Origin of the sequence: Paracoccus versutus, from assembly GCF_000763885.1 — a bacterium.
Classification (GTDB): Bacteria; Pseudomonadota; Alphaproteobacteria; order Rhodobacterales; family Rhodobacteraceae; genus Paracoccus; species Paracoccus versutus.
On the sequence record NZ_JRKO01000005.1, the window covers coordinates 57,826 to 81,260 of the forward strand.

At 69.2% G+C, this 23,435-nt stretch carries 23 protein-coding genes; 16 read left to right on the top strand and 7 right to left on the bottom strand.

From position 1 onward, the window contains the following. Positions 1-1,650, bottom strand: a complete 1,650-nt coding sequence (locus IT40_RS03245; RefSeq protein ID WP_052095701.1) for an ATP-binding response regulator — start codon at positions 1,648-1,650, stop codon at positions 1-3. 136 nt (positions 1,651-1,786) lie between these two features. On the opposite strand from IT40_RS03245, the gene IT40_RS28285 reads away from it, so the two are divergent. The 4 genes from IT40_RS28285 to IT40_RS28295 are packed head-to-tail and all read left to right on the top strand — an operon-like array spanning position 1,787 to position 2,503. Beyond that, complete coding sequence (locus tag IT40_RS28285) at positions 1,787-1,996, top strand: hypothetical protein (protein WP_072461833.1); 210 nt, start codon at positions 1,787-1,789, stop codon at positions 1,994-1,996. A 5-nt stretch (positions 1,997-2,001) separates the two neighbouring features. Beyond that, complete coding sequence (locus IT40_RS28290; RefSeq protein ID WP_157034051.1) at positions 2,002-2,145, top strand: hypothetical protein; 144 nt, start codon at positions 2,002-2,004, stop codon at positions 2,143-2,145. Positions 2,146-2,154: 9 nt separating this feature from the next. After that, entirely contained in the window at positions 2,155-2,373 is a 219-nt protein-coding gene (locus IT40_RS03250; RefSeq protein WP_139293939.1) for a hypothetical protein, read from the top strand. After that, positions 2,360-2,503 (top strand): hypothetical protein, encoded by a 144-nt coding sequence (locus tag IT40_RS28295; RefSeq protein ID WP_157034052.1) that lies wholly within the window; start codon positions 2,360-2,362, stop codon positions 2,501-2,503. The genes IT40_RS03250 and IT40_RS28295 overlap by 14 nt, the downstream gene beginning before the upstream one ends. Positions 2,504-2,748: 245 nt before the next feature. On the opposite strand, the gene IT40_RS03255 is transcribed toward IT40_RS28295, so the two are convergent. Then, entirely contained in the window at positions 2,749-3,000 is a 252-nt protein-coding gene (locus IT40_RS03255; RefSeq protein WP_036750548.1) for a hypothetical protein, read from the bottom strand. 11 nt (positions 3,001-3,011) lie between these two features. Next, positions 3,012-3,344 carry a hypothetical protein gene (locus IT40_RS03260; RefSeq protein ID WP_036750550.1) on the bottom strand — a complete coding sequence of 111 codons (333 nt, stop codon included), beginning with the start codon at positions 3,342-3,344 and terminating at the stop codon, positions 3,012-3,014. Positions 3,345-3,534: 190 nt separating this feature from the next. Between IT40_RS03260 and IT40_RS03265 the strand changes: the two genes are divergently transcribed. The 12 genes from IT40_RS03265 (at position 3,535) to IT40_RS03320 (ending at position 18,423) form a co-directional block, all read left to right on the top strand. Then, on the top strand, positions 3,535-4,983 hold the full coding sequence (locus tag IT40_RS03265; protein WP_052095703.1) for an amidase: 1,449 nt from the start codon (positions 3,535-3,537) through the stop codon (positions 4,981-4,983). Further along, positions 4,968-5,588, top strand: a complete 621-nt coding sequence (locus IT40_RS03270; RefSeq protein ID WP_036750551.1) for a TetR family transcriptional regulator — start codon at positions 4,968-4,970, stop codon at positions 5,586-5,588. Before IT40_RS03265 ends, IT40_RS03270 begins: the two co-directional genes overlap by 16 nt. A gap of 300 nt (positions 5,589-5,888) precedes the next feature. Continuing rightward, positions 5,889-7,718, top strand: coding sequence for an SLC13 family permease (locus IT40_RS03275; protein ID WP_036750553.1), 1,830 nt, complete (start codon positions 5,889-5,891; stop codon positions 7,716-7,718). A gap of 283 nt (positions 7,719-8,001) precedes the next feature. After that, the gene (locus IT40_RS03280) at positions 8,002-8,874 is read left to right on the top strand and encodes an EamA family transporter (RefSeq protein ID WP_036750554.1); all 873 of its coding nucleotides are present in this window, start codon (positions 8,002-8,004) and stop codon (positions 8,872-8,874) included. Positions 8,875-9,369: 495 nt separating this feature from the next. Then, on the top strand, positions 9,370-10,479 hold the full coding sequence (locus IT40_RS03285; protein WP_036750555.1) for a cytochrome P450: 1,110 nt from the start codon (positions 9,370-9,372) through the stop codon (positions 10,477-10,479). Positions 10,480-10,846: 367 nt separating this feature from the next. Further along, entirely contained in the window at positions 10,847-11,416 is a 570-nt protein-coding gene (locus tag IT40_RS03290) for a flavin reductase family protein (protein WP_243700208.1), read from the top strand. A gap of 30 nt (positions 11,417-11,446) precedes the next feature. Continuing rightward, positions 11,447-11,731, top strand: a complete 285-nt coding sequence (locus IT40_RS03295) for a sensor histidine kinase (protein ID WP_279432827.1) — start codon at positions 11,447-11,449, stop codon at positions 11,729-11,731. 465 nt (positions 11,732-12,196) lie between these two features. Next, positions 12,197-13,429 carry an aromatic ring-hydroxylating oxygenase subunit alpha gene (locus IT40_RS03300; protein WP_052095706.1) on the top strand — a complete coding sequence of 411 codons (1,233 nt, stop codon included), beginning with the start codon at positions 12,197-12,199 and terminating at the stop codon, positions 13,427-13,429. 11 nt (positions 13,430-13,440) lie between these two features. After that, positions 13,441-14,463 carry an FAD-binding oxidoreductase gene (locus IT40_RS03305; protein ID WP_243700210.1) on the top strand — a complete coding sequence of 341 codons (1,023 nt, stop codon included), beginning with the start codon at positions 13,441-13,443 and terminating at the stop codon, positions 14,461-14,463. A 121-nt stretch (positions 14,464-14,584) separates the two neighbouring features. Beyond that, positions 14,585-16,168, top strand: coding sequence for an FAD/NAD(P)-dependent oxidoreductase (locus IT40_RS03310; protein ID WP_036750560.1), 1,584 nt, complete (start codon positions 14,585-14,587; stop codon positions 16,166-16,168). After that, positions 16,155-17,348, top strand: a complete 1,194-nt coding sequence (locus IT40_RS03315; RefSeq protein WP_036750561.1) for an NAD(P)/FAD-dependent oxidoreductase — start codon at positions 16,155-16,157, stop codon at positions 17,346-17,348. Before IT40_RS03310 ends, IT40_RS03315 begins: the two co-directional genes overlap by 14 nt. Positions 17,349-17,427: 79 nt before the next feature. Then, complete coding sequence (locus tag IT40_RS03320; protein WP_052095713.1) at positions 17,428-18,423, top strand: GlxA family transcriptional regulator; 996 nt, start codon at positions 17,428-17,430, stop codon at positions 18,421-18,423. A gap of 8 nt (positions 18,424-18,431) precedes the next feature. On the opposite strand, the gene IT40_RS03325 is transcribed toward IT40_RS03320, so the two are convergent. From IT40_RS03325 to IT40_RS03340, 4 genes are read right to left on the bottom strand one after another with little or no spacing between them, the layout of a single operon-like run. After that, the gene (locus IT40_RS03325; protein ID WP_036750564.1) at positions 18,432-19,757 is read right to left on the bottom strand and encodes an MmgE/PrpD family protein; all 1,326 of its coding nucleotides are present in this window, start codon (positions 19,755-19,757) and stop codon (positions 18,432-18,434) included. A 10-nt stretch (positions 19,758-19,767) separates the two neighbouring features. Further along, positions 19,768-21,330, bottom strand: coding sequence for a class I adenylate-forming enzyme family protein (locus IT40_RS03330; protein WP_036750567.1), 1,563 nt, complete (start codon positions 21,328-21,330; stop codon positions 19,768-19,770). A 16-nt stretch (positions 21,331-21,346) separates the two neighbouring features. Then, the gene (locus tag IT40_RS03335) at positions 21,347-22,537 is read right to left on the bottom strand and encodes an acyl-CoA dehydrogenase family protein (protein WP_036750570.1); all 1,191 of its coding nucleotides are present in this window, start codon (positions 22,535-22,537) and stop codon (positions 21,347-21,349) included. A gap of 12 nt (positions 22,538-22,549) precedes the next feature. After that, a complete protein-coding gene (locus IT40_RS03340) occupies positions 22,550-23,425 on the bottom strand; it encodes a nitrilase-related carbon-nitrogen hydrolase (RefSeq protein WP_036750572.1) in 876 nt (291 codons plus the stop codon). Positions 23,426-23,435: the final 10 nt, after the last annotated feature.

Consider the following 23,435-nt stretch of genomic DNA (forward strand, 5'->3'; position numbering starts at 1 on the left):
TCAGGCCGCCGGGCCGGCGAATTTCTGCGCCATCAGCGCCGCGCGCAGCCTGGCGGGATGCACGGGCTTCGGCAGGATCGGCAGCGACTTGTCCGGCAGCTCGTCGGCGATATGCGCGGCGTCGTGGCCGGACATGATGATCGCCGGGACCGGCCGGCCCAGGGCCGCGCGGATGCGCTGGATGCATTCGCCGCCGGTCCCGTCCTCCAGATCCTGGTCGGCCAGGATCAGGTCGCAATCGCGCGGCAGGGCATGGGCCGAGGCCTCGTCCTCGACGATGCAGCCCCAGCTTTCCAGGATGCGACGGGTGGCGCCCCGGACCTCGTCATGGTCCTCGACCAGCAGGATCCGCATCCCGGCCAGCGCCGTGGCGGGCGCCGCCACCGGGGCGGGCGCGGCCGCGACCTCCTGCGTCGGCTCCAGCCCGGAAATCTCGATCGCGGTGCCATGGCCGGGCACCGAGTCCAGCGCGACCTGCAATCCCAGCAGCCTTGCCATCCTGACGACGATGGGCAGGCCCAGCCCGATCCCCTCGCGCGTGCGGCGATGGCGGGGGCTGCGATAGAACTCTTCGAAGATGCGGGCCTGTTCCTCGGGCTCGATGCCCGGCCCGCTGTCGCAGATCAGGACCGAGACCTGCCCGCCCCGCCGCCGGCACCCGATCACCACCTTGCGCCCCGGCGCGTATTTCACCGCGTTCGACACGAGATTGCCCAGCATCACCGCCAGGATCGCCCGGTCTGTGCGCACCGACAGCCCACTGCCCACGACCCGCAGCGTCACCCCCGCCTTGTGCGCGGCGTCGCCGTGCTGGTCCGCGACATCGCGCAAAAGCGGCCCCAGCGCGACGACCTGCGGCCTGGGCACGATCCGCCCGCTGTCCAGCGTGGACACGTCCAGGAGCGAGCGGAACAGCGCCGACACCCCGTTCAGCGCCCGGTCGATGCTGTCCACCATCCTGGCCTGGTCCTGGTTCAGCCCCGACCGTTTCAGGCAAGAGGTGAACAGGCCGATGGCATGGATCGGCTGGCGCAGGTCGTGGCTCGCCTGGGCCAGGAAGCGCGATTTCGCCAGGTCGGCGCGCAAAGCCTCGTCATGGGCCCGGCGCAGCGCGGAGATCAGCGTATGGGCATAGGCCGGGACGACCAGCGCCATCAGCGCCACGGTGATCAGGAAATAGGGCAGCTCGCGCCAATACGGGCTGAACAGCCCGACGCCCAGCACGCTGAGCTGCGACAGCGTCATGGCGATCAGCAGGTAGCGGCGGCCATAGCGGATGCCATAGCCGATGGTGATCCACAGCAGCACCACGAAGACCGGCGTCATGGTCTGTCCCGCCACGCCGATCAGGAAGGCGGTGTTGCCGTAGTCCAGCGCCATCGCCAGGGCGCGCCGCCAGTGGCGCACCCCCGGCCTGGCCCGCGCCGACCAGTGGATGAACAGCGCGATGGCGAAAAGCTGCACCATCTCGAGCAGCAGGATGCCCTCGAGCGGCGGCCCGATCACGTCAAGCGCGATCAGCAGCCCGATATAAAGGGCGACGATCCCCGCCAGGGTCAGGCGGACGTTGCTTTGCCGCTGCTCGGTTTCGGCAAAGAACTCGTCGGATCTTGCGGGATGGGCGGGATGGGGCAGCCAGGCTGTCTTCATGCGGTCTCCGGTCCGGCGCCGCGGGCAGCGCCTGGGCAGGTTCCGGCCGATAGTCCATCTGAGCTAGATGCCTGATCCGGCCCGATCCCCAAGATTGATGGGGGGCACATGCCCCGTCAAGACAGGAGAGGACACCATGACCACTGTTCAACACCAGAGCCGGGATCTGCGTGAGCTGACTTCCGCCGAACTCGATGCCGTGGGCGGCGCCTGGAGCATCGGCTCGTCCGGGGACGGCGGCATCTCGTTCGAGATCGGCAATTACAGCGGCACGGTCTGGACCGACGGCGCGGCGATCGGGACGACCAGGAACGGCCAGTATCAGGTCACCTATTACCGCTGGTGAACGCCATGGAGCGTGACACCGCAAACACCCGCACCGGCTGGCGCGAACTCGGCGGCGACGAGGCCGCGCTGGTCGCGGGCGGCAGGTCCGAGGGCGGCTGCATCAAGCCGGTCAAGCTGCCCGGCATCCCGCAAACCCAAGCAAAGTGAGGCATGACCATGCGCGAACTGAATGACACCGAACAGGGGCTGATCTCGGGCGGCAGCGGCGCGTCCGGCGACGGCGGCTTCGGCTATGGCCAGGTTCCGGGGTTCGACCTGGAAGGACCGAGGGGGCCGAACTACACCCATTCCTTCGGCAATGGCTGGAGCCTGACCTTTGGCTCCACCACCGACAGGTCGGCCCAGGGGATCGGGGTGCGCTATGTCTGGAAGTGACCCCGCGCCACGCCCCGGCCCGCGGGCGCTCGACCCCGACCAGCTGAAGCTGGTCGCGGGCGGCGTGACCGAGGGACCGGACGGCAAGGGCTGCACGGAACCCCGCAAGGGCACGCTGGCGCAGCATTGACGAAAGGACGGCCCCGGTTCCGGCCGGGGCCTTCGCCGTCAGCGTGCTGCGGTCCCCGGCGAGTTGCATCCCGCTGAGCCAGGCCGGGGAAAGGCCGCGCGGGGCAGAGGGGCGAGGCCTGGGATGCCGGCGCGTTCACCATGATGCCGCGTCGGCGCCGAGGCATCATGCCCGGCGATATGACGCTCGACGACTATGGCGCCCGCCGCCGCCATTACCCGCAGAAGCTGGCCGCGCCGGTTCCATCAGCCCTTCCGAAAGCTGCGCACGAACCGGAAGATCGCGAAGCCGGCCGCGACGGCATAGAGAAAACCGCCGATGAACATGATGCCGTAGATGGCGGCGAAGAGGTCGCGGTCATGCTCGTAGGTATGAGGCTCCAGCGTCGCGGAAAAGACGAACATCGCGATGAGATAGCCGATGGCATAGCCCAGCAGCCCACATGCGGGCACAAGCGCGACCAGCCCGACGATGAGAAGCGCGATCTTTTTCAGCATGGCGCGCCTCGCTAGAAATCCGTCAGGTGATCGAGCGAGAACCTGTCGGACCCGCTCTCGCAGATGTGCCAGTCCTTCTGGGCATTCGCCTCGTCCTGGCGGCCATGGCACCAGCCGCGTTCGTTCAGCGCCAGCCCGTAGATGATCATCGCCTTGCAGGCCACCACGACCTCGACGTCGCGGCTCGGGTTCCTGAGGCAAAGATCGCCGGCCTCGTGATGAAGTTCCTTCAGCCGCTGGTCGCTTTCGGTCGCTTCGGCGAAAAGCTTTTCCTCGGCCTGGGCCGGCAGGGGGCAGCCGGCTGCCGCGATCATTGCCGTGAAGCCAAGTGCGGTCAGGCGCATGGCCCTCCTCCTCTTCTTCCGAAAAAGTCGCATGGGCCGGGTTCATAGCACGACCGCGCCTTGGGCGACACCGCCCGGCGGTTTGCACGCTGCCTTGGGCGGTTCGCGGCCGATGGCATCTGCCGGGCAGGTCGACAGCGGGCGGATTTCGCGTTAAAAGAGAATACGCGATTCTCTTATGGAGGCGGGTATGAACGCCGACCAAACCGACACCACCGACCTGCCGCTGGTCGACCTGGACGCGACGGCCCAGGCCGAGATGGTCAGCACCGGCGCGGCGGTGCCGATGGACCTGCTCACGGCCGCGATCACGCGATGCGAGGCGCTGAACCTGGCGCTGAACGCCCTGGCCTCGCTGGATGCCGATGCCGCCCGGCGGCGCGTCGAGGCGCTGGCGCCGGGTGGTGCCTTCCATGGCGTCCCGACCCTGCTGAAGGATCTGCTGGCCTGGCCCGGCCTGCCCATCGGGCTCGGCTCGCGGCTGATGGCGGGACAGGTCGCGCCGCAGGGCTCGGCCTATACCGAGGCGCTGGAGGCCGCCGGGCTGGTCGTGCTGGGCAAGACCACGACCTCGGAATTCGGGCTGCTGGGCACGACCGAGCCGCTGGCCACGGGGCCCACGCGCAATCCCTGGGATCTGTCGCGCTCGACCGGCGGCTCGTCGGGGGGCGCGGCCGCGGCGGTGGCTGCGGGGATGGTGCCGGTGGCGCATGGCTCGGATGGCGGCGGCTCGATCCGCGGGCCGGCGGCGCTGTGCGGCGTCTTCGGCTTCAAGCCGGGGCGCGGGCGGACCTGGCCCGCGGGCATCCCGCCCGAGGCGCCGCTGGCGGGCATCCTCAGCGATCACTGCCTTAGCCGCACGGTCCGCGACAGCGCCACATGGCTGCGCGCGACCGAGGCGCAGGGGCTGCCCGCTCCGCTGCCCGAAGCATCGGCGCTGGCCGGAGACCCGCCGGCCGGGCTGCGGATCGGCTGGTTCGCGCGGGACTGTTTCGGCGAGCTGCCCGAGCCGGAGGTGCTGGCCGGGCTGGAGCGGACCGTTGCGCTGTGCCAATCGCTTGGCCACCAGCTCGTTCCGGTCGAGGGGCCGCGCCTGGACCGCGCGCTTGCGGGCGAGGCGATGTTCGACCTGATGGCGGCGACGACGGCGGGCATGATCGAGATGCTGGCGCCGGGACGCGAAGACGCCGCCGGCCTGCTGGAGCCCTATACGCGCTGGCTGGCCGATCACGGGCGCGGCTTGGCCCCGCCGCGCATCGGCGAGGCGATGCAGGTGATCGCCGCCTCCGGCGCGGCGCTGACGGATTGCCTCGATGGGGTCGATCTGCTGCTGTCGCCGACCATTCCCTTCACCGCCTTCCCGCTTGGCGCATTCGCCCCCGGCACGGCCAACGAGGTGCTGCGCGCCCATTTCGAGCGTAGCGCGGGATATACCGCCCCGGCATCGCTGGCCGGCTGCCCGGCGATGTCGGTGCCGCTGCATGTCGGCCCGTCCGGCCTGCCGGTCGGCAGCCATTTCAGCGCGCGGGCGGGCGATGACGCGCTGCTCTTTCGCCTTGCCTTCCAGCTTGAACGGGCCGCGCCGTGGCTGCCGCGCCTGCAGGCCCTGTCGCAGAGGCCGGCATGGCGCAAGTCCTGAAGGAGGACCTGCGGGCACGGATCCTCCAGGCGGCGGGGTCGGAATTCGCCGCCCGCGGCTTCGCGGCCGCGCGGCTTGCCGACATCGCCCGGCAGGCGGGAACGACGGCCAGCAACCTCTACAAATACGCGCCGGACAAGGAGGCGCTGTTCCTGCAAGTCGTCCCGCCGGAACTGGCCGCCCGCCACATGGACCTGCTGCGCGCCCGCCTGGCGGGGTTCGAGCGGGGCGAGGCCTGGACCTTGCTGACCGCCGACGGGTCGGCGGCGGCGGCCGGGTTGCTGGCGTTCTGGGCCAGCCATCGCCATGCGGTGGCGATCCTGATGAGCAATGCCCAGGGCACCCGCTACGAGACCATGCGCGAGCGGATGATCGAGGAGATGGCGACCCGCGCCATGCTGCGCTTTCCGCGCGGGGACGATCCGGCGCTGGCCTTCGTGCTGCGCCGGATCTTTTCGGCCACGCTCGACACGATCTCCGCCATCCTGCGGCAATACGAGCGGCCCGAGGACATCGGCGAGGCGATCCGCCATTTCTGGCGCTTCCAGCTGGCCGGGCTCCAGGCCCTGCTGGTCGAGGGAAGCCGGGAGACGGGCCAGACGTGATGCGACCGGCGGATGGCCTGGGCAGAGCGTCGGCGAGGGGCCGGCCGGGCGGGCAAAGCGGCCCACGCCCGCCAGAATGATCGTCCTCATGCTGCGAAGCAGCGTTCCTCGAGCGGACATGCGAATGCGATCCGGGGCTGGTGGCGGGGCAATCCTGGTCGGCCTCAAGACGGAAGCGGCGGGCTCGTTCCTGGCGGGCAGCTTGACGCCGCCGGGTCTTGCTGACGAAGTTCGACCCGGCCCCATGATGCAGGACGTGGCAAGGCGGCCGGAAACGATGCATGTTCGAGAGGCGGGAAGATGGCGACGGAACTGCTGATTGTGCTGGTGCTGCTGGCTGCGGCGATTGCGATGTTCGCCCTCAACCGGCCGCGCATGGACGTGGTCGCGATCCTGGCGCTGGTGGCCTTGCCGCTGACCGGCATCATCACCCTCGACGAGGCGCTGGCCGGTTTCAGCGACCCCAATGTCATCCTGATCGCCGCGCTTTTTGTCCTGGGCGAGGCGCTTGTGCGCACGGGCGTCGCGCAGCGCACCGGCGATCTTCTGGTGCGCCGTGCCGGCGCGTCCGAGATGCGGCTGATCGTGCTGCTGATGGCGGCCGTTGCCGGGATCGGCGCCTTCATGAGCTCGACCGGCGTGGTCGCGATCTTCATCCCCATCGTGCTGCGGATCGCGGCGAAGATCGGCGCGGCGCCGGGGCGGCTGATGATGCCGCTGAGCGCGGCGGCGCTGGTCAGCGGCATGATGACGCTGGTCGCCACGGCCCCGAACCTGGTGCTCGACAGCCTGCTCAGGCGCGAGGGGTATCGGGGCTTCGGCTTTTTCGACTTCACGCCATTCGGGCTGCCGATCCTGCTGCTGGGGATCGGCTACATGCTGATCGCCCGCCGCTGGCTGGCGACCGACAGCCCGGCCAGCGTCAATCGGCGGCCGAGGCTTGCCGACTGGATCGCCAGCTATGGCCTGGCCGGGCGCGAGTTCCGCCTGCAGCTGTCGGCCCGGTCGGGGCTGGTTGGCAAGCGGCTCGACCAGCTTGATCTGCGCGGGACGGCGGGGATCAACATCCTGGGGATCGAGCGGTCGACCGCCTATGGCCGACGGCTGATCCAGCCGCGCGCCGACACCGTATTGCAGGCCGAGGACGCCCTGTTCCTGGACGTGTTCGGCGAAGGCACGGATATCGAGGCTTTCTGCACCAGCCATGGATTGCGCCGGCTGCCCATTTCGGGGCGCTACTTCACCGATCACGCGCAAGAGATCGGCATGGCCGAGCTGATCGTGCCGCCCGATTCTCCGCTTGTCGGCAGAAGCATCGCGCAGTCGCGGTTCCGGTCGGTCCACGGCCTTGCCGTCGTCGGCCTGCGCCGCGACAACCGGCCGATCCGGGATGTCGATGCGCGGACCGTGCTGCGCGGCGGCGACGTGCTGCTGTCGGTCGGTCCCTGGAGCCGGATCCGGCAGGTCCATCAGGGCCGGGATCTGGTCGTTCTGGCCCTGCCGGAAGAGATCGATGAGCTGCTGGAGGCGCCTTTCCGGGCCGTTCCCGCCGTCGCCATCCTTGCCCTGGTCGTCATGATGATGATTACCGGCATGGTTCCCAATGTGCTGGCGGCGCTGATCGGCTGTCTGCTGATGGGGCTTTTCGGCTGTATCGACATGGCCTCGGCCTATCGTTCGATCCATTGGCAGAGCCTCGTGCTGATCATCGGCATGTTGCCCTTTTCGCTGGCGCTTCAGAAGACAGGCGGCATCGAGCTGGCAGCCGAGGCGCTGCGCGCCATGGTCGGGGATTCGACGCCCCGCGCCGCGCTGGCATTGATCTTCGTGACCACGACGGCGCTGGGCCTGTTCATCTCGAACACGGCGACCGCGGTCTTGATGGGGCCGGTCGCGCTGGCCCTGGCGTCCGACCTTGGGGTGTCGCCCCATCCTTTCGCGATGACCGTGGCGCTGGCGGCATCGGCCGCCTTCCTGACGCCGGTGTCTTCGCCGGTCAACACCCTGGTCGTAGGTCCGGGCGGCTACGGGTTCTGGGATTTCACCCGGATCGGTTTGCCGCTGGTCGCCATCGTCCTGATCGTCGCGATCGGGCTGGTGCCGGTGATCTTCCCCTTCCATCCGGGATGAACGGGAAGCGGCCCGCCGGATCTCGCAAGGACGAAAGCCGCCGCGAAATCCGCGCTGCCACGACGGCTTTGCGGGGCGAAGCTGCCGGTCGGCTCTTGATGCCTCTGCCCGACAATGGTTAGAATTCCCGGCATCGACCGAGTGGCAACTAGGGTTCCGGGCGATCTGCCGCTGGACCGAGCGTTGCAGAGACCGGAGAAGTTCCCCGGCTGCACCCAAGGGACAAAAGCCCAGGGGAGGAGACGTCGAGATCAACCGCGCCGATGGCGCAAAGGGGGTCTCAATGACGCTTGCCTCGCTGCTTCTTGTCGTTCTTGCATCCTTCATCCATGCCAGCTGGAACCTGCTGGCGAAACGTGCCGCCTCGGTCGGGCCGGTGTTCGTCTTTGCCTATAACCTGGTCGCCTGCGTCGCCTATGCGCCATGGGTGATCTGGCTGCTGGCGCAGGGCGGCGTCGACTGGACCAGGGAAGGCATCGGCTTTGTCCTGCTCAGCGGGCTGATCCATCTGGCCTACAGCCTGTGCCTGCAGCGCGGCTACAGGGTGGCGGACCTGTCGGTGGTCTATCCGGTGGCGCGGGGGACCGGGCCGATGCTGTCCTCGATCGGCGCATTCCTGATCCTGGGGGAAAGCCCGACCGGCACGGGCCTGGTCGGGCTGGTCCTTGTCGTTCTCGGCATCCTGCTGATCGCCACGCAGGGAAGGCTGGCCGCCTTCGCCCGCCCCGGCGGGCAGGCCGGGGTTCGATGGGGCACGGCGACGGGCGGGCTGATCGCCAGCTATACCGTGGTCGATGCCTATGCGGTGAAAGCCCTTGGTATCGCGCCGGTGGTGCTCGACTGGTTCTCGAACCTGCTGCGGTTCTTCCTGCTGCTGCCGCTGGTGCTTGCCAACCCTCGCCGTGCCATGGGCGCGATGCGGGGCCATTGGTGGACCGCCTTGGGCGTGGGGCTGCTGTCGCCGCTGTCCTATATTCTGGTGCTTGCCGCGCTGACGGGTGGCGCGCCGCTCAGCCTTGTCGCGCCGATGCGTGAAATGTCGATGATGGTCGGCGCGCTGATGGGGATGCTGATCCTGCGAGAGGCGGTCGGCCCGTGGCGGCTGGCTGGTTGCGGCGTGCTGATCGCGGGCGTGATCCTGTTGTCGGCATCGTGACGACCGCGACGGTCCGCCATCGGCTCTGCGCATCATCGCAGGAGGTTCGGCCGGCCCGCTGCCTGCGCGCCCAGCCAGGGGCGGGTCCGGCGCGGATCTGCGCAAAGCGGTCGCCCGTGCTTGCCGCAAGGATGCTTCCGTATCGGCGATAGAGGATAAACGCTTCATTGGAAGCGGCCCCGCAGCCGGATCAAAGAACGCCGCCGTTCGGGTGCCACGCTTCTGCGAGGTGGAAGCCGGGGCAGCGCGGCAGGAAGCCCTTCGGCATCGGGTTTACCGCCTGCGGCATTGGTCGAAGGAAGGTCGGCTGGCATTCACGCAAATGCCGGATGGTATTGCCCTGCCTCTTGCCCGGACAGGGCCAGGGCCCTATTTTCCGGGACGAAAGGACAGTTTCATGCATCAGTCGATCCGCAAGCGCTAAGGATCCGGTTTCCGGTTTCGCCACCCCTGCCTGCCGGCGGGGTGTCCTTTTGCACTTGCTGGACTGACATCATGAAAACCTTCCACACCTTCGACACCCCCGATGGCTGGGCTTCCGCCGCCGAGGCCTTCCGCGACGATTTCGCCACGGGCGGGCGTATCCAGATCGCGCCATGGGGAGGCTATGCCATCCTGGGCCACCAGGAACTGGTCAGCCTCGCCCGCAATCCGCTGGCCGACGGCATGGCGCCCGATCCTGCCGCGATGGCGGATACGCCCGCGCTGTTGTCGCTGCTGAACCGGGCGCTTTTCACCAAATCCGGCGATGCCCACCGGACCCAGCGGGCCGCGCTGATCGCCGCCTTCAATACCGTGCCGCTGGCCGGGATCGCGCGCGAAGCGGTGCGGCGGGCGCTGCCCTCCGGCCCGGCCCGGATCGACCTCAGGGCCGGGTTGATCGCGCCGGTCGTGCGCCGGGTCTGGGGCGACATCATCGGGCTTGACGCGACGGCGGCCCTGCAGCTGGAGGATGCGGTGCGGGACATGGCCCATGTCCTGTCCCTTTCGCCCGATCCGGCCAAGGCCCATCTGGCCGAAGCGGCCGCCGGCAGGGTGCGGAACCTGTCGCTGGCGGCGCTGGAGGGCGGGGCGCCCTTTTCGCGGAACCTGCGGGACCGGCTGGGCGACGGGCTGGCCGCCGACCTGATCGCGGGCATGGCCTTCGACGCCATCGAGTCGGCCGCCACCGGGCTGGACGCGGCGCTGCGGGTGGCCTTTGCGCATCGGCGCCAGGTGACGGCGACGGCGCAATGCGCCAACGAATGCCTGCGCCTGGCCAGCTCCACCCCGATGACCATGCGGCTGACGACGGGCAGGATTGCCCTGGGCGATCTGGCGATGCAGGCCGGGACCGTCCTGTCGATGGTCTGGGCCGCGGGCAATCACGATCCGCTGGCATTTCCGGCGCCAGAAAGGTTCGACCCCGACCGCCAGGGCGCGCGCCCGCTGATGTTCGGCACGGGGCAGCATGCCTGCCTGGGCCATGCGATCATCCGGGCGACCTTGGTGCAGCTGCTCGGCGTCCTGGAGGCATTCGCCCCCGAGGCCGGCACCCGGCCAGCGCGCTGGTCGCCGTTTGCGAAGGACTCTCTGCCCGCCCTTGGCATCTGTTTCGAGGGCTGATCGCCGCGGGCGGGTCGGTCCATGAATGCCGCAGCCCACTCATGGCCCTTTCCTGGGGCGATGCAGATCGCGCCTTGCTTGCAGCGGGTCGCACATTGCCCGAGTTCCCGACTTTCGCCGCGGGGGTTGCGGCCGATGCTGCGATTGGCAGCCCGCATCGGCCGTGCCAGAGTGAGGAAGAAGACTCGCGACAGAAGCGCCGATGACGACGGCACCGCAGCATGGTCCCTCTGGTCCCGAGCCGGATCGGTGCGCCGCTGGCCGGGGAGAGGCGGTCCCTGCCACGGCCCGGACCGGGCGCGCTGGGGTTGGGCGTCGATCCCTGTCATGGATGGCGAACCAGCCCGCCGGATCGAAGGGGGGACGGATGAGCGAAACAGGAAAGGAAAGCATCATGAAGGAACTGCCGCTGAGCCGCGCCTTCACCCTGATCGAGCCGGGACCGGTGACGCTGGTCACCACGCATGACGGCGCGAGGGACAACGTGATGACCATCACCTGGACCATGGTGATGGATTTCACCCCGCGTTTCGCCATCACCACCGGGCCATGGAACCATTCCTGGACCGCGCTCAGCGAGACCGGGGAATGCGTGATCGCCATCCCGACGCTGGACATGATCGACACGGTGATCGGCATCGGCACCTGCTCGGGCGCCGAGGTGGACAAGTTCCAGCGGTTCGGCCTGGCGCGCCTGCCCGCCCGCCATGTCCGCGCACCGCTGATCGGCGACTGCCTTGCCAATATCGAATGCCGCGTGGTCGATATAATCGAGCGGCACGGCATCGTCGTGCTGGACGGGCTGGCGGCCTGGTTCGACGGCGACCGTCAGGAAACGCGGACCCTGCATGCGGTGGGCGACGGCACCTTCGTCGTCGACGGAGACAGGCTCGACCGAAGGGAGGCGATGCGGTCGAAACTGCCCGAGGGGATATAGACGGAACCTTGCGGAGACCGGCGGCCGAGGGTGTATCAAAGCTCGGTATCCGGGAAGGCTTGCGAAGGCGAGTTCGGTGTCACGCCTCAGGGCCAGATCGTGCTTGACGTCATGGACGATGGCCGCGGCATTTCGGCGGGCAACGAGACGCGGATCTTCGAGCCGTTCTTCACCACCCGCAGCGCCTCGGGCGGCACCGGCATGGGCCTTGCGGTGGTGCGCAACCTGCTTGCCGCCCACCGTGCGGGCATCATGCTGTGTTCATGCCAACCAACCCGGTTTCGCATTACCTTTGCCCCCGGCGCGACAGGCTGAGCCCCGCGCTCGACGGACCCAAAGCATGATACTGCCCGGCCCTGCCGGTTGCCGGCGGCGCTTCCCTACCCCGGCCGCGACGACAAGCCGGTCAGGACCGATCCGCAGGCTTGTTCGTGATCGCGCTGGGGACATTGCTGCGGATTTCGCCATCCTCATTAGGCCGGGGGCGGATCAAGCCATGCGACGGAGCGGCCCCATCCCCGTTCGGGGGCGACCATGTTCCGTTTCTGCGATTGCCCTTGGCGCCCATGCGGGCTGGTCATGCAGGGCGCAAGCTGCAACCCGCCGGCGGGCATCCCATCCTTCCCTTTCCAGCCGCGGCAGGAACCCCTTTTCGTGGCTCGTCGGAAAGCTGACGGCCGATGTCGCATTGCTGCTGCGCCGGAATAAGGGCGCGGGACAGGATGCCCGCGAATGCCGAAATGCGTCCCCATCGGAAGGTTTCTCAAGAGGTTGCCGAGAATGCTGAAAGAACGGATAGCGGGTTTGCTCGACCAGCGCCGGCCCGGCCATTCCTTGCCCCGCGACTTTTATGTCGACGACGAGATCTTTCGCGCCGACATGCAGGCGGTGTTCGAAACCGACTGGATCTTTGCCTGCAACGTGGTCGAGATTCCGCGCCCCGGCGACTACCTGACGCTGAAGGTCGGCGACAATCCCGTCGTCGTGCTGCGCGACCGCGAGGGCGGGATCGCGGCCTTTCACAACAGCTGCCGCCATCGCGGCTCGCTGATCTGCCAGAAGGAGAGGGGGCGCGCGAACCGCCTGGTCTGCCCCTATCACCAATGGGTCTACGAGCTGGACGGCAGCCTGATCAACGCCCGCCAGATGCCCGAGGATTTCGACAGGGCGGCCCATGGCCTCGTCCCGGTTCATGTCGAGGTGATCTGCGGCATGGTCTATATCTGCCTTGCCGACGAGCCGCCCTCGCTGGCGCGCTTCCGTGCCGGGGTCACGCCCTATATCGCCCCGCACAGGCCCGACCGCACCAAGGTCGCCTTCACCTCGACCATCGTCGAGGAAGCGAACTGGAAGCTGGTGATCGAGAACAACCGCGAATGCTATCACTGTGCGGGCAACCACCCCGAACTGCTGGTGACGCTGGTCGAATTCGCCCTGCCCGACGATCCGCTGGTCAAGGCGCAATTCCAGGGGCTGATGGACCGCTCGGCCGCGCGCTGGGACGGGCTGGGGCTGCCGCACAAGCCGGCCGAGGGCGGCGTCGAGTTCCGCTGTATCCGCCTGCCCTTCAACGAGGGTTGCCTGTCCTTCACCATGGACGGCAAGCCCGCGTGCAACAAGCTTCTGGCCGATTTCACCGAACCCGACCTGGGCTCGGTCCGCATGTTCCGGGTGCCGAACAACTGGAACCATTTCCTGTCCGACCACATCCTGCATTTCCGGGTGCTGCCGCTGTCGGCGAACCGGACCGAGGTGCGCACGACATGGCTGGTCCACGAGGATGCGGTCGAGGGCGTGGATTACGACCTTCGGCGCCTGACCGAGGTCTGGCTGGCCACCAATGACGAGGATCGCGTGCTGGCCGAGAACAACCATCGCGGCATCCTGTCGCGCGCCTACCGGCCCGGACCCTATGCGCCTTCCGAGTTCATGCTGAACAATTTCTCGGAATGGTATGCGGGCAAGATGGGTGATTTCACCGGCGGCCCGCAGGCGCGGATCGCGGCGGAGTAAGGCGCATGGACATGCAAGCCCCTTCAGCGGCCCTGCTGTCGCTGTCCTGCATCGCCGTCCGCGACGAGACGCCCACCGTCAAGACCTTCCGCCTGCGCGCAGGCGGCGGCCCGGTGGGTTTCGTGCCCGGCCAGGCGCTGGTGCTGAAGGTGCCCTTGCCGGGCGGTCCGGTCTGGCGCAGCTTCACCATCTCGGGCGGCGCGGGGGGCGATCTTGAACTGACGATCAAGGCGCAGGCGCCGGGCGGCGCGACCCGCTGGCTGCACGGGAACCTGCGCGAGGGCAGGGGTATCCAGGCCCGCCCTCCGCGCGGCGCCTTCACCCTGGGGCTGCGCGGCAACGACCGGCTGGCCTTCGTCTCGGGCGGGTCGGGGGCCACGCCGATGATGGCCATGCTGCGGCACCTGGCGCAAACCGATCCCGAAGCCGATCTGGCGTGGTTCCACGCCGCCCGCGATCCGGCCGAGGTGCTCTTTGCCCGCGAACTGGCCGAGATGCAGGGCCGGATGCCCAACCTGGCGGTGGCGGTCAGCGTCAGCCAGGCCGCCCCCGGCTGGTTCGGCTATCGCGGGCGGATCAACCGGGCGCGGCTGGCCGCCGCCATCCCCGACCTGGGCCGACGCGAGGTGTTCTGCTGCGGCCCGCAGGGCTTCATGCAGGAGGTCCGGCTGATCCATGCCGCCGAGGGCGGCGCGCGGGCGCAGTTCCACACCGAAAGCTTCGGCGGTGCCGACTTGGCCCCGCCACCCATGGCCACCGCCGCCGCCGATGCCCCCGGTTTCGGCCTGACCGTGAACGGCCGCGCCATCGGCATCCGCCCGGACGAGACGCTTCTGCAGGCCAGCCTGCGCCAGGGGGTCGTCATCCCCTGCGGCTGCGGCGCAGGCATGTGCGGCACCTGCATGGTGCGGATCGTCTCGGGCCGGGTCGACAGCCGGCCGAACGGCGGGCTGACGCCGGAAGAGGCGGCCGAAGGCTATGTGCTGGCCTGCTCGACCCGCGCGGCGTCGGATGTCGAGATCAAGCTGGCCTGACACCCGGATCACGGTCGGATTCCTTTCCCTTCCGGGCGGAAACCTGCTGTCGGCGGGGCTGGCCTTGCCCCAAGGATGACCCTGCCGCGATGCCCGCCGACCAGCCACCAGAGGACGCAAGATGACCACAGACCCCCGATCCGTCGCCGGCAAGCGCCTTGAGATCGCGGAAAGGACCCAGATCCTGATCGTCGGTGCCGGCCCCGCCGGGATCGCCGCTGCCCGCCACGCGCATCGGGGCGGCGCGCAGGTGCTGCTGGTCGACGAACATCCCGTGCCCTTCGAGACCATGGGCGAAAGCGTCCCGCAGATCTGGGGCGGCCGGATGGGCGGCGCGGTCCGCAACCGCAACGCCATGACCGAACGGATGCTGGAGGCGCGGCCCGATCTGGTCGAACTGTTCGAGGCCGGCATCGACATCCGCCTGGGCACCGCCTGCTGGGGGCTGTTCGCCAACCAGCCCAACCTGGGCTGGATGCCCGGCCTGGTCGCCGGGCTGGTGGACGAGGGCCAGGGCAGCCATCTGGTCGGCTTCGACCAGGCCATCGTGGCGAGCGGGCGGCGCGACATGGGGCTGGCCTTCCCCGGCTGGGACCTGCCCGGCGTGCTGGGCGCCGGCGCCGCGCTGATGCTGGCGCGGCTTTACGATGCGCTGGACAGCCGGCGCGCGGTCATGCTGGGCTCGACCCCCGAGGCGCTGCTGGCGGCGCTGGACCTGATCGACGCGGGCGTGACCATCGCCGCCGTGGTCGAACAGGCCGCCACCCCCGCCGCGCCCGAGGATCTGGTCGCGCGCATCCGCGCCGCCGGGGTCGAGATCGTCACCGGCGAAGCGCCGCGCGGCGTCACCTCGGACGCGGATGGCGTTACCGGGCTGGTGCTGCGCAACCGCACCATCCCTTGCGATTCCGTGCTGCTGGGCGTGGGCGCGGTGCCGATGATCGACCTGCTGCATGCCGCGGGCGCGCGCTGCGCCTTCGACAATGATCGCGGCGGCTTCGTGCCGCTGCTGGGCACGGGGGGCGAAACCAGCCTGCCCGGCATTCGTGCTGCTGGCGACTGCGCGGGGATCTGGCCTGCGAAAACCGCCGATCCCGCGCTGGCCGAGGCCGAGGGGCGGCTGGCCGCCGGGGCCGCGCTGGCGGCGCTGGGGCTGGCGGATGCTCCGGCCGAGAACGCGCCGCAGCCCGGCCCCGCCGCCGATCTGGGCGAATACCGCAAGGCCTGGGTCCGCGCCTCGGTGGTCGAGGCCGTGGCCGAGATGCCGGTCTGCCAATGCGAAGAGGTCACGGCGCGCGAGATCCTGGAGGTCAGCCCGCCGCGCTATCTGAACGCGCCGCATCTGCCGAACCTGACGCGCAGCCTGACCCAGATCCTGGGCGAGGGGCCGCCCGATCCCGACCAGATCAAGCGGCTGACCCGCGCCGGCATGGGGCCCTGCCAGGGCCGCCGCTGCCGCGAGCAGATCCAGGCGCTGCTGGCCTTGCAGGAGGACCTGTCGCTGGGGGTGGTGCCGCTGGCCGGCTATCGCAGCCCGGTCCGGCCGATCAGCCTGGCCGCCGCCGCCATGCCCGAGGATCCCGCCATCGCTGCCGCCTGGGATTCCTGGTTCGGCATGCCGCGCCAATGGGTTCCCTTCTGGGATGTCGAGGAACATTACACGGTCGCCGCGCTTGCGACGGAGAAGGAACATGTCAGCGAATAACCCCATCCCCGGCATCGACGCCGGCGACGACAATCGCGGCGCCCCGGTCATCGTGATCGGCGGCGGCGTCACCGGCCTTTCCACCGCCTTCTGGCTGGCCGAGGCGGGGGTCGACGTGCTGGTGCTGGAACGCGGCATTACCGGCTGGGAGGCCTCGGGGCGCAATGGCGGCGGCTGCTCGCACCACCACAGCCCGCTTTTCGCCGAGGAACAGCGGCTGTGGCCGATGATGGACGAATTGCTGGGCTATCCGACCGAGTTCCGGCCGAACCGCATCCGCATCGCGCTGTCGCCCGAGCAGTTCGCGCTTTACGGCCGCGCCGTGGCCAATGCCCGCAAGCAGGGCTTCCGCGCCGACGACCTGGATGCGCAGACGGTGCGCGAGCTGGTGCCGCTGGCCGGGGACAATGTCCATGCCGGGCATTACTATCACTTCGGCGGCCATGCGAACCCGCACCGCACCGTGCAGGCCTATGCCTGGGCGCTGCGCGACCGCGGCGGGCGGCTGCGCCAGCACGTCACCGTCACCGGCTTCCGGCGACAAGGCGACCGGGTGACGGCGGTCGAGACCGACAAGGGCGTCTTCGGCTGCGACCACCTGGTCATCGCGGCGGGCCCGCAGACCGGCCGGCTGGCCGCGATGCTGCAGGTGGACATCCCCATGCGCGCCGCCCGCGCCGAGATGATCGTGACCGAGCCCTTGCCGCTGATGCCGCTGGGCGGGATCGACGGCAACGGGCTCTATGGCCGCCAGACCCTGCGCGGCAACCTGGCCTATGGCGGCGGCCCGCATGAATGGGTCGAGACCGAGGAACAACCGGGCGGGCCGCGCCCCTCGACCCCGCTCGCGGGCAGCATCGCCCGGCGCGTGGCCGAGCTTTTGCCCAAGGCCGCCCATGCCCGCGTCATCCGCAGCTGGGCTGGCATCATCGAGAACACCCCCGACGGTCGCCCGGTCATCGACCGTCCGGCACCGTGGCAGAACCTGACCGTCGCCACGCTGTCCGGCGTGGGCTTCGGCCTGTCGCCGGCCTCGGGCCGCGCGCTGATGCAGCTGGTGATGCGGGGACATTGCGATTTCGCCGATCTCTCCAGCCTGCGGCTGGCCCGCTTCGACCGGCTGGAGCCGGACTGGGACGCGCTTCAGGGCTGGCTGCCCGCCGCGATGGCCTCGGCCTGATGCGGACCGCTTGAAGCAGGGCGACTTGAAGAGCGGGGCGGCTTGGCCGAACATGGCGCATCGCAACCCGGATCCGCCGATGTTCTACCATGACGCGGGCGAGCCCCTGTGCTTCGCCTTCCTGATGATCGAGGGGCTCTCGATGCTGAGCCTTGCCTCGGCGACGGAACCCTTGCGCGCCGCGAACCGCCTGCTGGGGCGCGACGCCTTTCGCTGGGATCTGTGCAGCATCGACGGCCAGCCGGTCATGCCGTCCTCGGGCATCCCGTTTCCGGCCATCCCCGTCGACCAGGCGATCGAGCGCAACCACGCCCTGTTCATCTGCGGCGGCGCACGGGTCGATCCCCAGGACGAACGCCCCTATCTTGCCGCGCTGCGGCGGGCGGCGCATCGCGGCCGGGCCATCGGCGCCCTGTCCACGGCCAGTTATCTGCTGGCCAAGGCCGGGCTGCTGGACGGCTATCGCTGCACCATCCACTGGGAAAACCGCGCCGCCTTCGAAGAGGATTTCCCCCACCTGCCGATCACCGGCACGCTTTACGAGATCGACCGCAACCGGCTGACCTGTTCGGGCGGGACGGCCTCGATGGACCTGATGCTGCATATCATCGCCGACCTGCACGGGCGCGACCTGGCCAACGGGGTCGCCAACCAGTTCCACCATGCCCGCATGCGCGATGCGGGCGAGAACCAGCAGGGCGGCCGGGCCGAACAGATCGGCACCCTGCCGGGGACGATGCAGATGGCCATCCGGCTGATGCAGGCCAATATCGAGACGCCGTTGCAGATCGAAAGGCTGGCCGCGCTGACGGGGGTCAGCGAGCGGCAGATGGAGCGCAACTTCCGCAGCTTCCTGGGCATGACGCCGGCGCGCTGCTACCTGTCGCTGCGGGTCGAGCGTGCGCGCGAGATGCTGCTTTACACCGAACAGCCGATCATCGACATCGCGGTCGCCACGGGCTTCGCCTCGACCTCGCATTTCTCGAAATGGGTCAAGGAATTCTATGGGATACGCCCCAGCGAGATGCGCGAACAGGCACGCGCCGCGCGGGCCCGGTCGCGCCGCATCGCCTGAGCCGCCGCTCAGGTCGCGCCCAGCAGGCCGAACAGCGCCCCCGTGCCGCCGCCGTCGCCCAGCCGGTCCACGGCCCTTTCCAGCTCGGCGGCGCGGATCTCGCCCAGAACCGGCGCGGCATAGGCGCGGAACTTGGCGCGCACCGCATCCGTCGTTGCCGGCGCCTCGGGGTCGCCCGCCGCCTCGGTCGGGCCGGATTCCAGCACCTGGCCGCTTTTCATCACCAGCCGCACATCGGCAAAGCGGCGGGCCGGGAAGGCGGCATTGAAATCCTCACGCTCGGTGACGGTCATGCCGGTGGCAAGGGCGCGGATCAGCGGGTCGGCCAGGCCGTCCTCGGCCACGTCCGCGGGATCGACGCGGCCCCGCACCAGCGCCACGGCGGCGGGATAGGCGGTGGAATACTGCGCCTCTTCGGTGCTGGCCGGATCGCGGCTGGCAAGGCGGCGGGACTGGTGGAAGGTAGCGATCTCGATCCGCTCGACCCGGTCGGCGGCCACGCCATGCCGCGCCCGCAGGTCCAGCACCGCCTGGACCGAGGGCTGCGCCCAGCGGCAGACCGGCCAGGGCTTGAAATACTGCTCGGCGATGCGCCAGGTCGTGCCCAGATCGGCCCACAGGTCGGCCACATCCGCGCCCTCGACCGTGATCGCCGGGGCGCCGGTGAAACCATCCGCCGCCAGATAGGCGGCCGAGACCCCGGCCATCGCGCCCCAGCCCGAGCCGTCCTTGACCATGGTCGGGTGGTCGATGCAGCGCATCATCTGGCTGCGCGGGCCGTGATATTCGGCGATGCCGATGGCCTCGCGTGTCCTGGCGCCGTCCAGCCCCAGCACCCGCGCGCCCAGCGACGCCGCCGCAACCGCGACCCAGGCCCCGGAGGTGTGATAGTCGCAGGCGGTGCGGTGCAGCGCGATGCCCGCGCGCGTCCCGATCTCATACCCGATGACCAGGCCGGCCAGAAGCGCGCGGTCGTCCGCCCGCCCCTCGGCCTGCATCAGCGCCAGCAGGGCGGGCAGGCTGCCGCAGCCGACATGGCCCTTGGTCAGCTTGTGGCCGTCATGGCCGTCCAGCGCGTCGATGGTCATGCCGCCCGCCAGCGCCGCGCCCGCCGGGCTGACCATGCGGCCATCCATCAGCATCGGGGCCGTGCGGGTGCCCGCGCCGAAATGTGCCGCCGCGTGGTCGCGGATGATGCGCGACAGTCGCGTCCGGCTGCCGCCCGCCGCGACCCCCAGCAGGTCCAGAAGCCAGCGGCGGCCCAAGTCCAGCACCGCATCCGGCATGTCCGCCGCGCGCATGTCGTGCAGGAAATCGTGAAAGGGCGATGTCATGATGTCGTCCTCAGGCAGCCGGTTGCGGGGCGTGGCGCGCGACCAGTTCGCGCCGGAGCACCTTGCCGCTGGGGTTCAGCGGCAGGCTTTCCAGGAACTCGTAGCGGCGGGGCCGCTTGTAGGGCGCCAGATCCTCGCTGGCCTTGCAGAATGCGTCCAATGCCTGCGGGCTCAGCGCCGGGTCCGAGCGGACGACGAAGGCCGTCACCGCCTGGCCCCATTTCTCGTCCGCCAGCCCGACGACCGCCACCTCCTGCACGCCGGGGCAGCGATAGAGGATCTCCTCGACCTCGCGCGGATGGATGTTCTCGCCGCCCGAGACGATCATGTCGTCGGCCCGGCCGTGGAAATAATAGAACCCGTCCCGGTCCTGGCTGAACAGGTCGCCGGTATAGATCCAGCCCGCATTCAGCTTCTTCTGCGTCTCGAAGGGGTTGTTCCAATAGCCCTGCATCGCCTGCGGGCCGCGCACGATCAGCTGGCCCACCTGTCCGCGCGGCACGGTTTCCGAGGGCGGCACCTCGCGCAGCGGGTCGTCGGTCACGATCCGGCATTCCGAAATTAGCGTCGGCTTGCCGCAGGATCCCAGCTTGCGCAGCGCGTCCTGCGGATGCAGCACCAGCGTCAGCGACGCCTCGGTCATGCCGTAGCCGTTGAAGATCGCCGGGCAGAACTCGGCCATCACCCGCGCCATCGTCGCGGCGGAAATGGCCGCGCCGCCGGTGGTGATCAGCCGCAGCGAGGACAGATCCTGATCGCGGAAGCGCGGATGAAACAGCATCTCCTGGATCTGGGTGGGCACGGCGAACAGCGTGGTGATGCGCTCGGCCGCGATGGTGTCCAGCGTCTTTTCCGTCTCGTAGCGGCCGATCACGACATTGGTGCCGCCGACCAGCAGATGCGGAATGAAATAGGCCTGCATCCCGCCCACGTGGTAAAGCGGCGCGATATGCAGCGCATTGTCGGTATGGTTCAGCGAATATTCCATGACGCAGTTCATCGCGATGGCGATGTCGTTGGCATGGGTGTGGATCACCCCCTTGGGCCGACCCGTCGTCCCTGAGGTATAGACCAGCGAGGAAATCGCATCCCCCGAGGGAATGATGCGCGGCTCGTCGCGGTCCGCGGTCTGCTCGGCCAGGGTTTCGAAATGCAGGTGGCCGGCGGGGATATGCGCCCGGTCGTAGGCGCAGCCGATGAAATCATGGACCGAATGCATCTGCGCCGCGATCCTTTCGACGTTCCCGGTCAGGCTGCGGCCATAGATCAGCACGCGGGCGCCGGAATCCTGCAGGATATGGGCGGCCTCGCCCGCCGAAAGGCGGAAGTTCATCGGCACCGCCACCGCACCGAGCATCTGGCAGGCGAAATAGGTCGTCACCGAGTTTTCCGAGGTGGAGACATAGAAGGCCACGCGGTCACCCGGCCGCACCCCCAGGTCGGACAGCGCCTGCGCAAAGCGGCGCACGCGGGCCAGCCATTCGGCATAGGTCCAGCGCCGGTCCTCGAAGACCAGGGCCAGGTGATCCGGGTAGCGGTCGGCGGAAGCCTCGAGAATGCGGGCGATATGCATCGGTTTCCCCTGCCTGTCACAGATTGGGACGGATCGCCGGCATCTCGCGCGCCGCGATCAGGTATTTGCACATCTCGGAGCTGCCGCCGACGATGGGCAGCGCGCGGGCGTCGCGGTAAAGCTGTTCGACCCGGCCGTATTGGCGGGTGACGCCGTCGCCGCCCAGGATCTGCACCGCGCGGTCGGAACAGAAGACGGCGGTCTCGGTCGCGACCAGCTTGGCCTGGCTGGCCTCGCGCATCAGATCCTTGCCGCCGATGCCGCCGTCATGCATCCTGGCCGCCCGCTGGGTCAGCAGTTCGGCCGCGTCGATCCGCCAGCTCATCTGCGCGATCATGTCCCAGATCAGCTGTTTCTGGCCCAGCCGCTCGCCGAAGCTGACGCGGCTTTGCGCATGGTCCCGCGCCAGGTCGAAGGCCGCCCGCGCGACGCCCAGGCCCGAGCCGCCCAGGATCACCCGCTCGAAGTTGAAGGCGCCCAGCATGATGCGGAAGCCGGCATTCACCTGTCCCAGCAGGTTTTCCTCGGGGACGCGGACCCCGTCCAGCGCGACCTCGCCCACGACCGAGCCGCGCCGGCCCATGAAGTCGTAAAGGCGGGGAAAGGACAGGCCGGGGGTATCGGCGGGAACCAGCACCGCGCTCATGCCTTTTTGCGGGGCGGCGTCGGGATCGGTGATGCCCCAGACGATATAGACATCGGCCTTGGTCGCGTTCGAGATATAGCGCTTGAACCCGTCGATCACCCATTCGCGGCTGGCCGCGTCAAAGCGGATCGCGGTTTCCATGCCGGCGCTGTCGGAACCGACATTCGGCTCGGTCATGCAGATCGAGCCGACGGCGCGGCCTTCCAGGATCGGCGTCAGGTAGCGTTCGCGCAGCGCCGGCCGGGCATGGCGGTGGATCGGGTAGGCGCAGGACAGGGCCGTGGCGATGGTCGTCTCGAAGGCGTAGTTCAGATAGGCCGCCTCTTCCGAGACGATCACCGCATGGGTCAGGCCGGGCCGCGACAGGCTGCCCGCGTAAAGGTCGGGGAACATCAGCTTCAGATAGCCGGCCTCGCCCAGGGCCCGCGCGACTTCCAGCTGGGCCGCGAAATCCTGGTCGCGCTCGATCCGGTCCACGCGCGGGGCCAGTTCGCGGGCCAGGAAATCGCGGATCTCGGCGCGGAAGGCCCGGTCCTCGTCATTCAGGAAGAAATCGCGCATCGTCGTCTTGCCTCATTCGCGGACGAAATCCGGGACGCCCAGGGTGTCGATCAGCCGCGCCGTCTCGCGCTGGACCAGCGCCAGGTTGCTGTCGCGCACGGTGGGCAGCAGGTGGCGCGCGCGGCGCAGCACGTCGTAATCCAGCGTCGCGGCGATCATCTCTTCGCCGGAACCGGCCACGGCCAGTTCGCGCCCGAAGGGATCGACGATGCGCGAACCGCCCCAGAAGGTCAGGTCGCGCTCGGTCCCGGTGCGGTTCACCATGACGACCGGAGCGCCATAGATCATCGCATAGAACCGGCAGGTCAGCGCCCAGCCACCGGGGTTGTCGAAATCGGCGCCCACCGCCTCTTCGCCGGAACTGACCGGGCAGATCAGCAGGGTGGCGCCATGCAGGAAGGCCAGATGGGTCAGCGCCGGGTTCCAGACATCGGCGCAGATCAGCAGGCCCGCGCGCCAATGCCCGTCCAGCTCGCAGGTCTCGACGAAGCGGCCGGGCGCGTAATGCTTGCCTTCTTCCAGCTTGCCATAGGTGGGCAGGTTCACCTTGCGGTGCAGATGGATCATCCGCCCGTCGCACAGGATCGCGGCCGCGTTGTAGAATTGCGCGGCCGGCCCCTCCTCGATGAAGCCCAGCGTCACGGCCATCGGCCCCGCCGCCTCGGCCAGCCGCTTCAGCCGCGGATCCTTGCGCGACATGGCGGCGTCCAGCAGGTTCTCGGAGCCGTAATGGCCGGTCAGGGACAGTTCCGGCATGACCAGCATGTCCAGCCCGGCCTCGCGCCCCCGCGCGATCCAGTGCAGGTGGCGGTCCAGATTGGCGTCGACATTGCCGATCTCGCTGGAGAATTGCGCGGCCCCGATGGTGATCGTCTTGCTGGTCGTCATCGCCCCGGCC

Coding starts and splice junctions, on each gene's coding strand:
- IT40_RS03290 (WP_243700208.1), top strand. CDS start 10,847: ATGAGCGAAACAGGAAAGGAAAGCATCATGAAGGAACTGCCGCTGAGC.
- IT40_RS03330 (WP_036750567.1), bottom strand. CDS start 21,330: ATGCATATCGCCCGCATTCTCGAGGCTTCCGCCGACCGCTACCCGGAT.
- IT40_RS03325 (WP_036750564.1), bottom strand. CDS start 19,757: ATGACATCGCCCTTTCACGATTTCCTGCACGACATGCGCGCGGCGGAC.
- IT40_RS03305 (WP_243700210.1), top strand. CDS start 13,441: ATGCAAGCCCCTTCAGCGGCCCTGCTGTCGCTGTCCTGCATCGCCGTC.
- IT40_RS03250 (WP_139293939.1), top strand. CDS start 2,155: ATGCGCGAACTGAATGACACCGAACAGGGGCTGATCTCGGGCGGCAGC.
- IT40_RS03300 (WP_052095706.1), top strand. CDS start 12,197: ATGCTGAAAGAACGGATAGCGGGTTTGCTCGACCAGCGCCGGCCCGGC.
- IT40_RS03260 (WP_036750550.1), bottom strand. CDS start 3,344: ATGCGCCTGACCGCACTTGGCTTCACGGCAATGATCGCGGCAGCCGGC.
- IT40_RS03270 (WP_036750551.1), top strand. CDS start 4,968: ATGGCGCAAGTCCTGAAGGAGGACCTGCGGGCACGGATCCTCCAGGCG.
- IT40_RS03275 (WP_036750553.1), top strand. CDS start 5,889: ATGGCGACGGAACTGCTGATTGTGCTGGTGCTGCTGGCTGCGGCGATT.
- IT40_RS03280 (WP_036750554.1), top strand. CDS start 8,002: ATGACGCTTGCCTCGCTGCTTCTTGTCGTTCTTGCATCCTTCATCCAT.
- IT40_RS03340 (WP_036750572.1), bottom strand. CDS start 23,425: ATGACGACCAGCAAGACGATCACCATCGGGGCCGCGCAATTCTCCAGC.
- IT40_RS03285 (WP_036750555.1), top strand. CDS start 9,370: ATGAAAACCTTCCACACCTTCGACACCCCCGATGGCTGGGCTTCCGCC.
- IT40_RS03335 (WP_036750570.1), bottom strand. CDS start 22,537: ATGCGCGATTTCTTCCTGAATGACGAGGACCGGGCCTTCCGCGCCGAG.
- IT40_RS28295 (WP_157034052.1), top strand. CDS start 2,360: ATGTCTGGAAGTGACCCCGCGCCACGCCCCGGCCCGCGGGCGCTCGAC.
- IT40_RS03310 (WP_036750560.1), top strand. CDS start 14,585: ATGACCACAGACCCCCGATCCGTCGCCGGCAAGCGCCTTGAGATCGCG.
- IT40_RS03245 (WP_052095701.1), bottom strand. CDS start 1,650: ATGAAGACAGCCTGGCTGCCCCATCCCGCCCATCCCGCAAGATCCGAC.
- IT40_RS03255 (WP_036750548.1), bottom strand. CDS start 3,000: ATGCTGAAAAAGATCGCGCTTCTCATCGTCGGGCTGGTCGCGCTTGTG.
- IT40_RS28290 (WP_157034051.1), top strand. CDS start 2,002: ATGGAGCGTGACACCGCAAACACCCGCACCGGCTGGCGCGAACTCGGC.
- IT40_RS28285 (WP_072461833.1), top strand. CDS start 1,787: ATGACCACTGTTCAACACCAGAGCCGGGATCTGCGTGAGCTGACTTCC.
- IT40_RS03320 (WP_052095713.1), top strand. CDS start 17,428: ATGTTCTACCATGACGCGGGCGAGCCCCTGTGCTTCGCCTTCCTGATG.
- IT40_RS03315 (WP_036750561.1), top strand. CDS start 16,155: ATGTCAGCGAATAACCCCATCCCCGGCATCGACGCCGGCGACGACAAT.
- IT40_RS03265 (WP_052095703.1), top strand. CDS start 3,535: ATGAACGCCGACCAAACCGACACCACCGACCTGCCGCTGGTCGACCTG.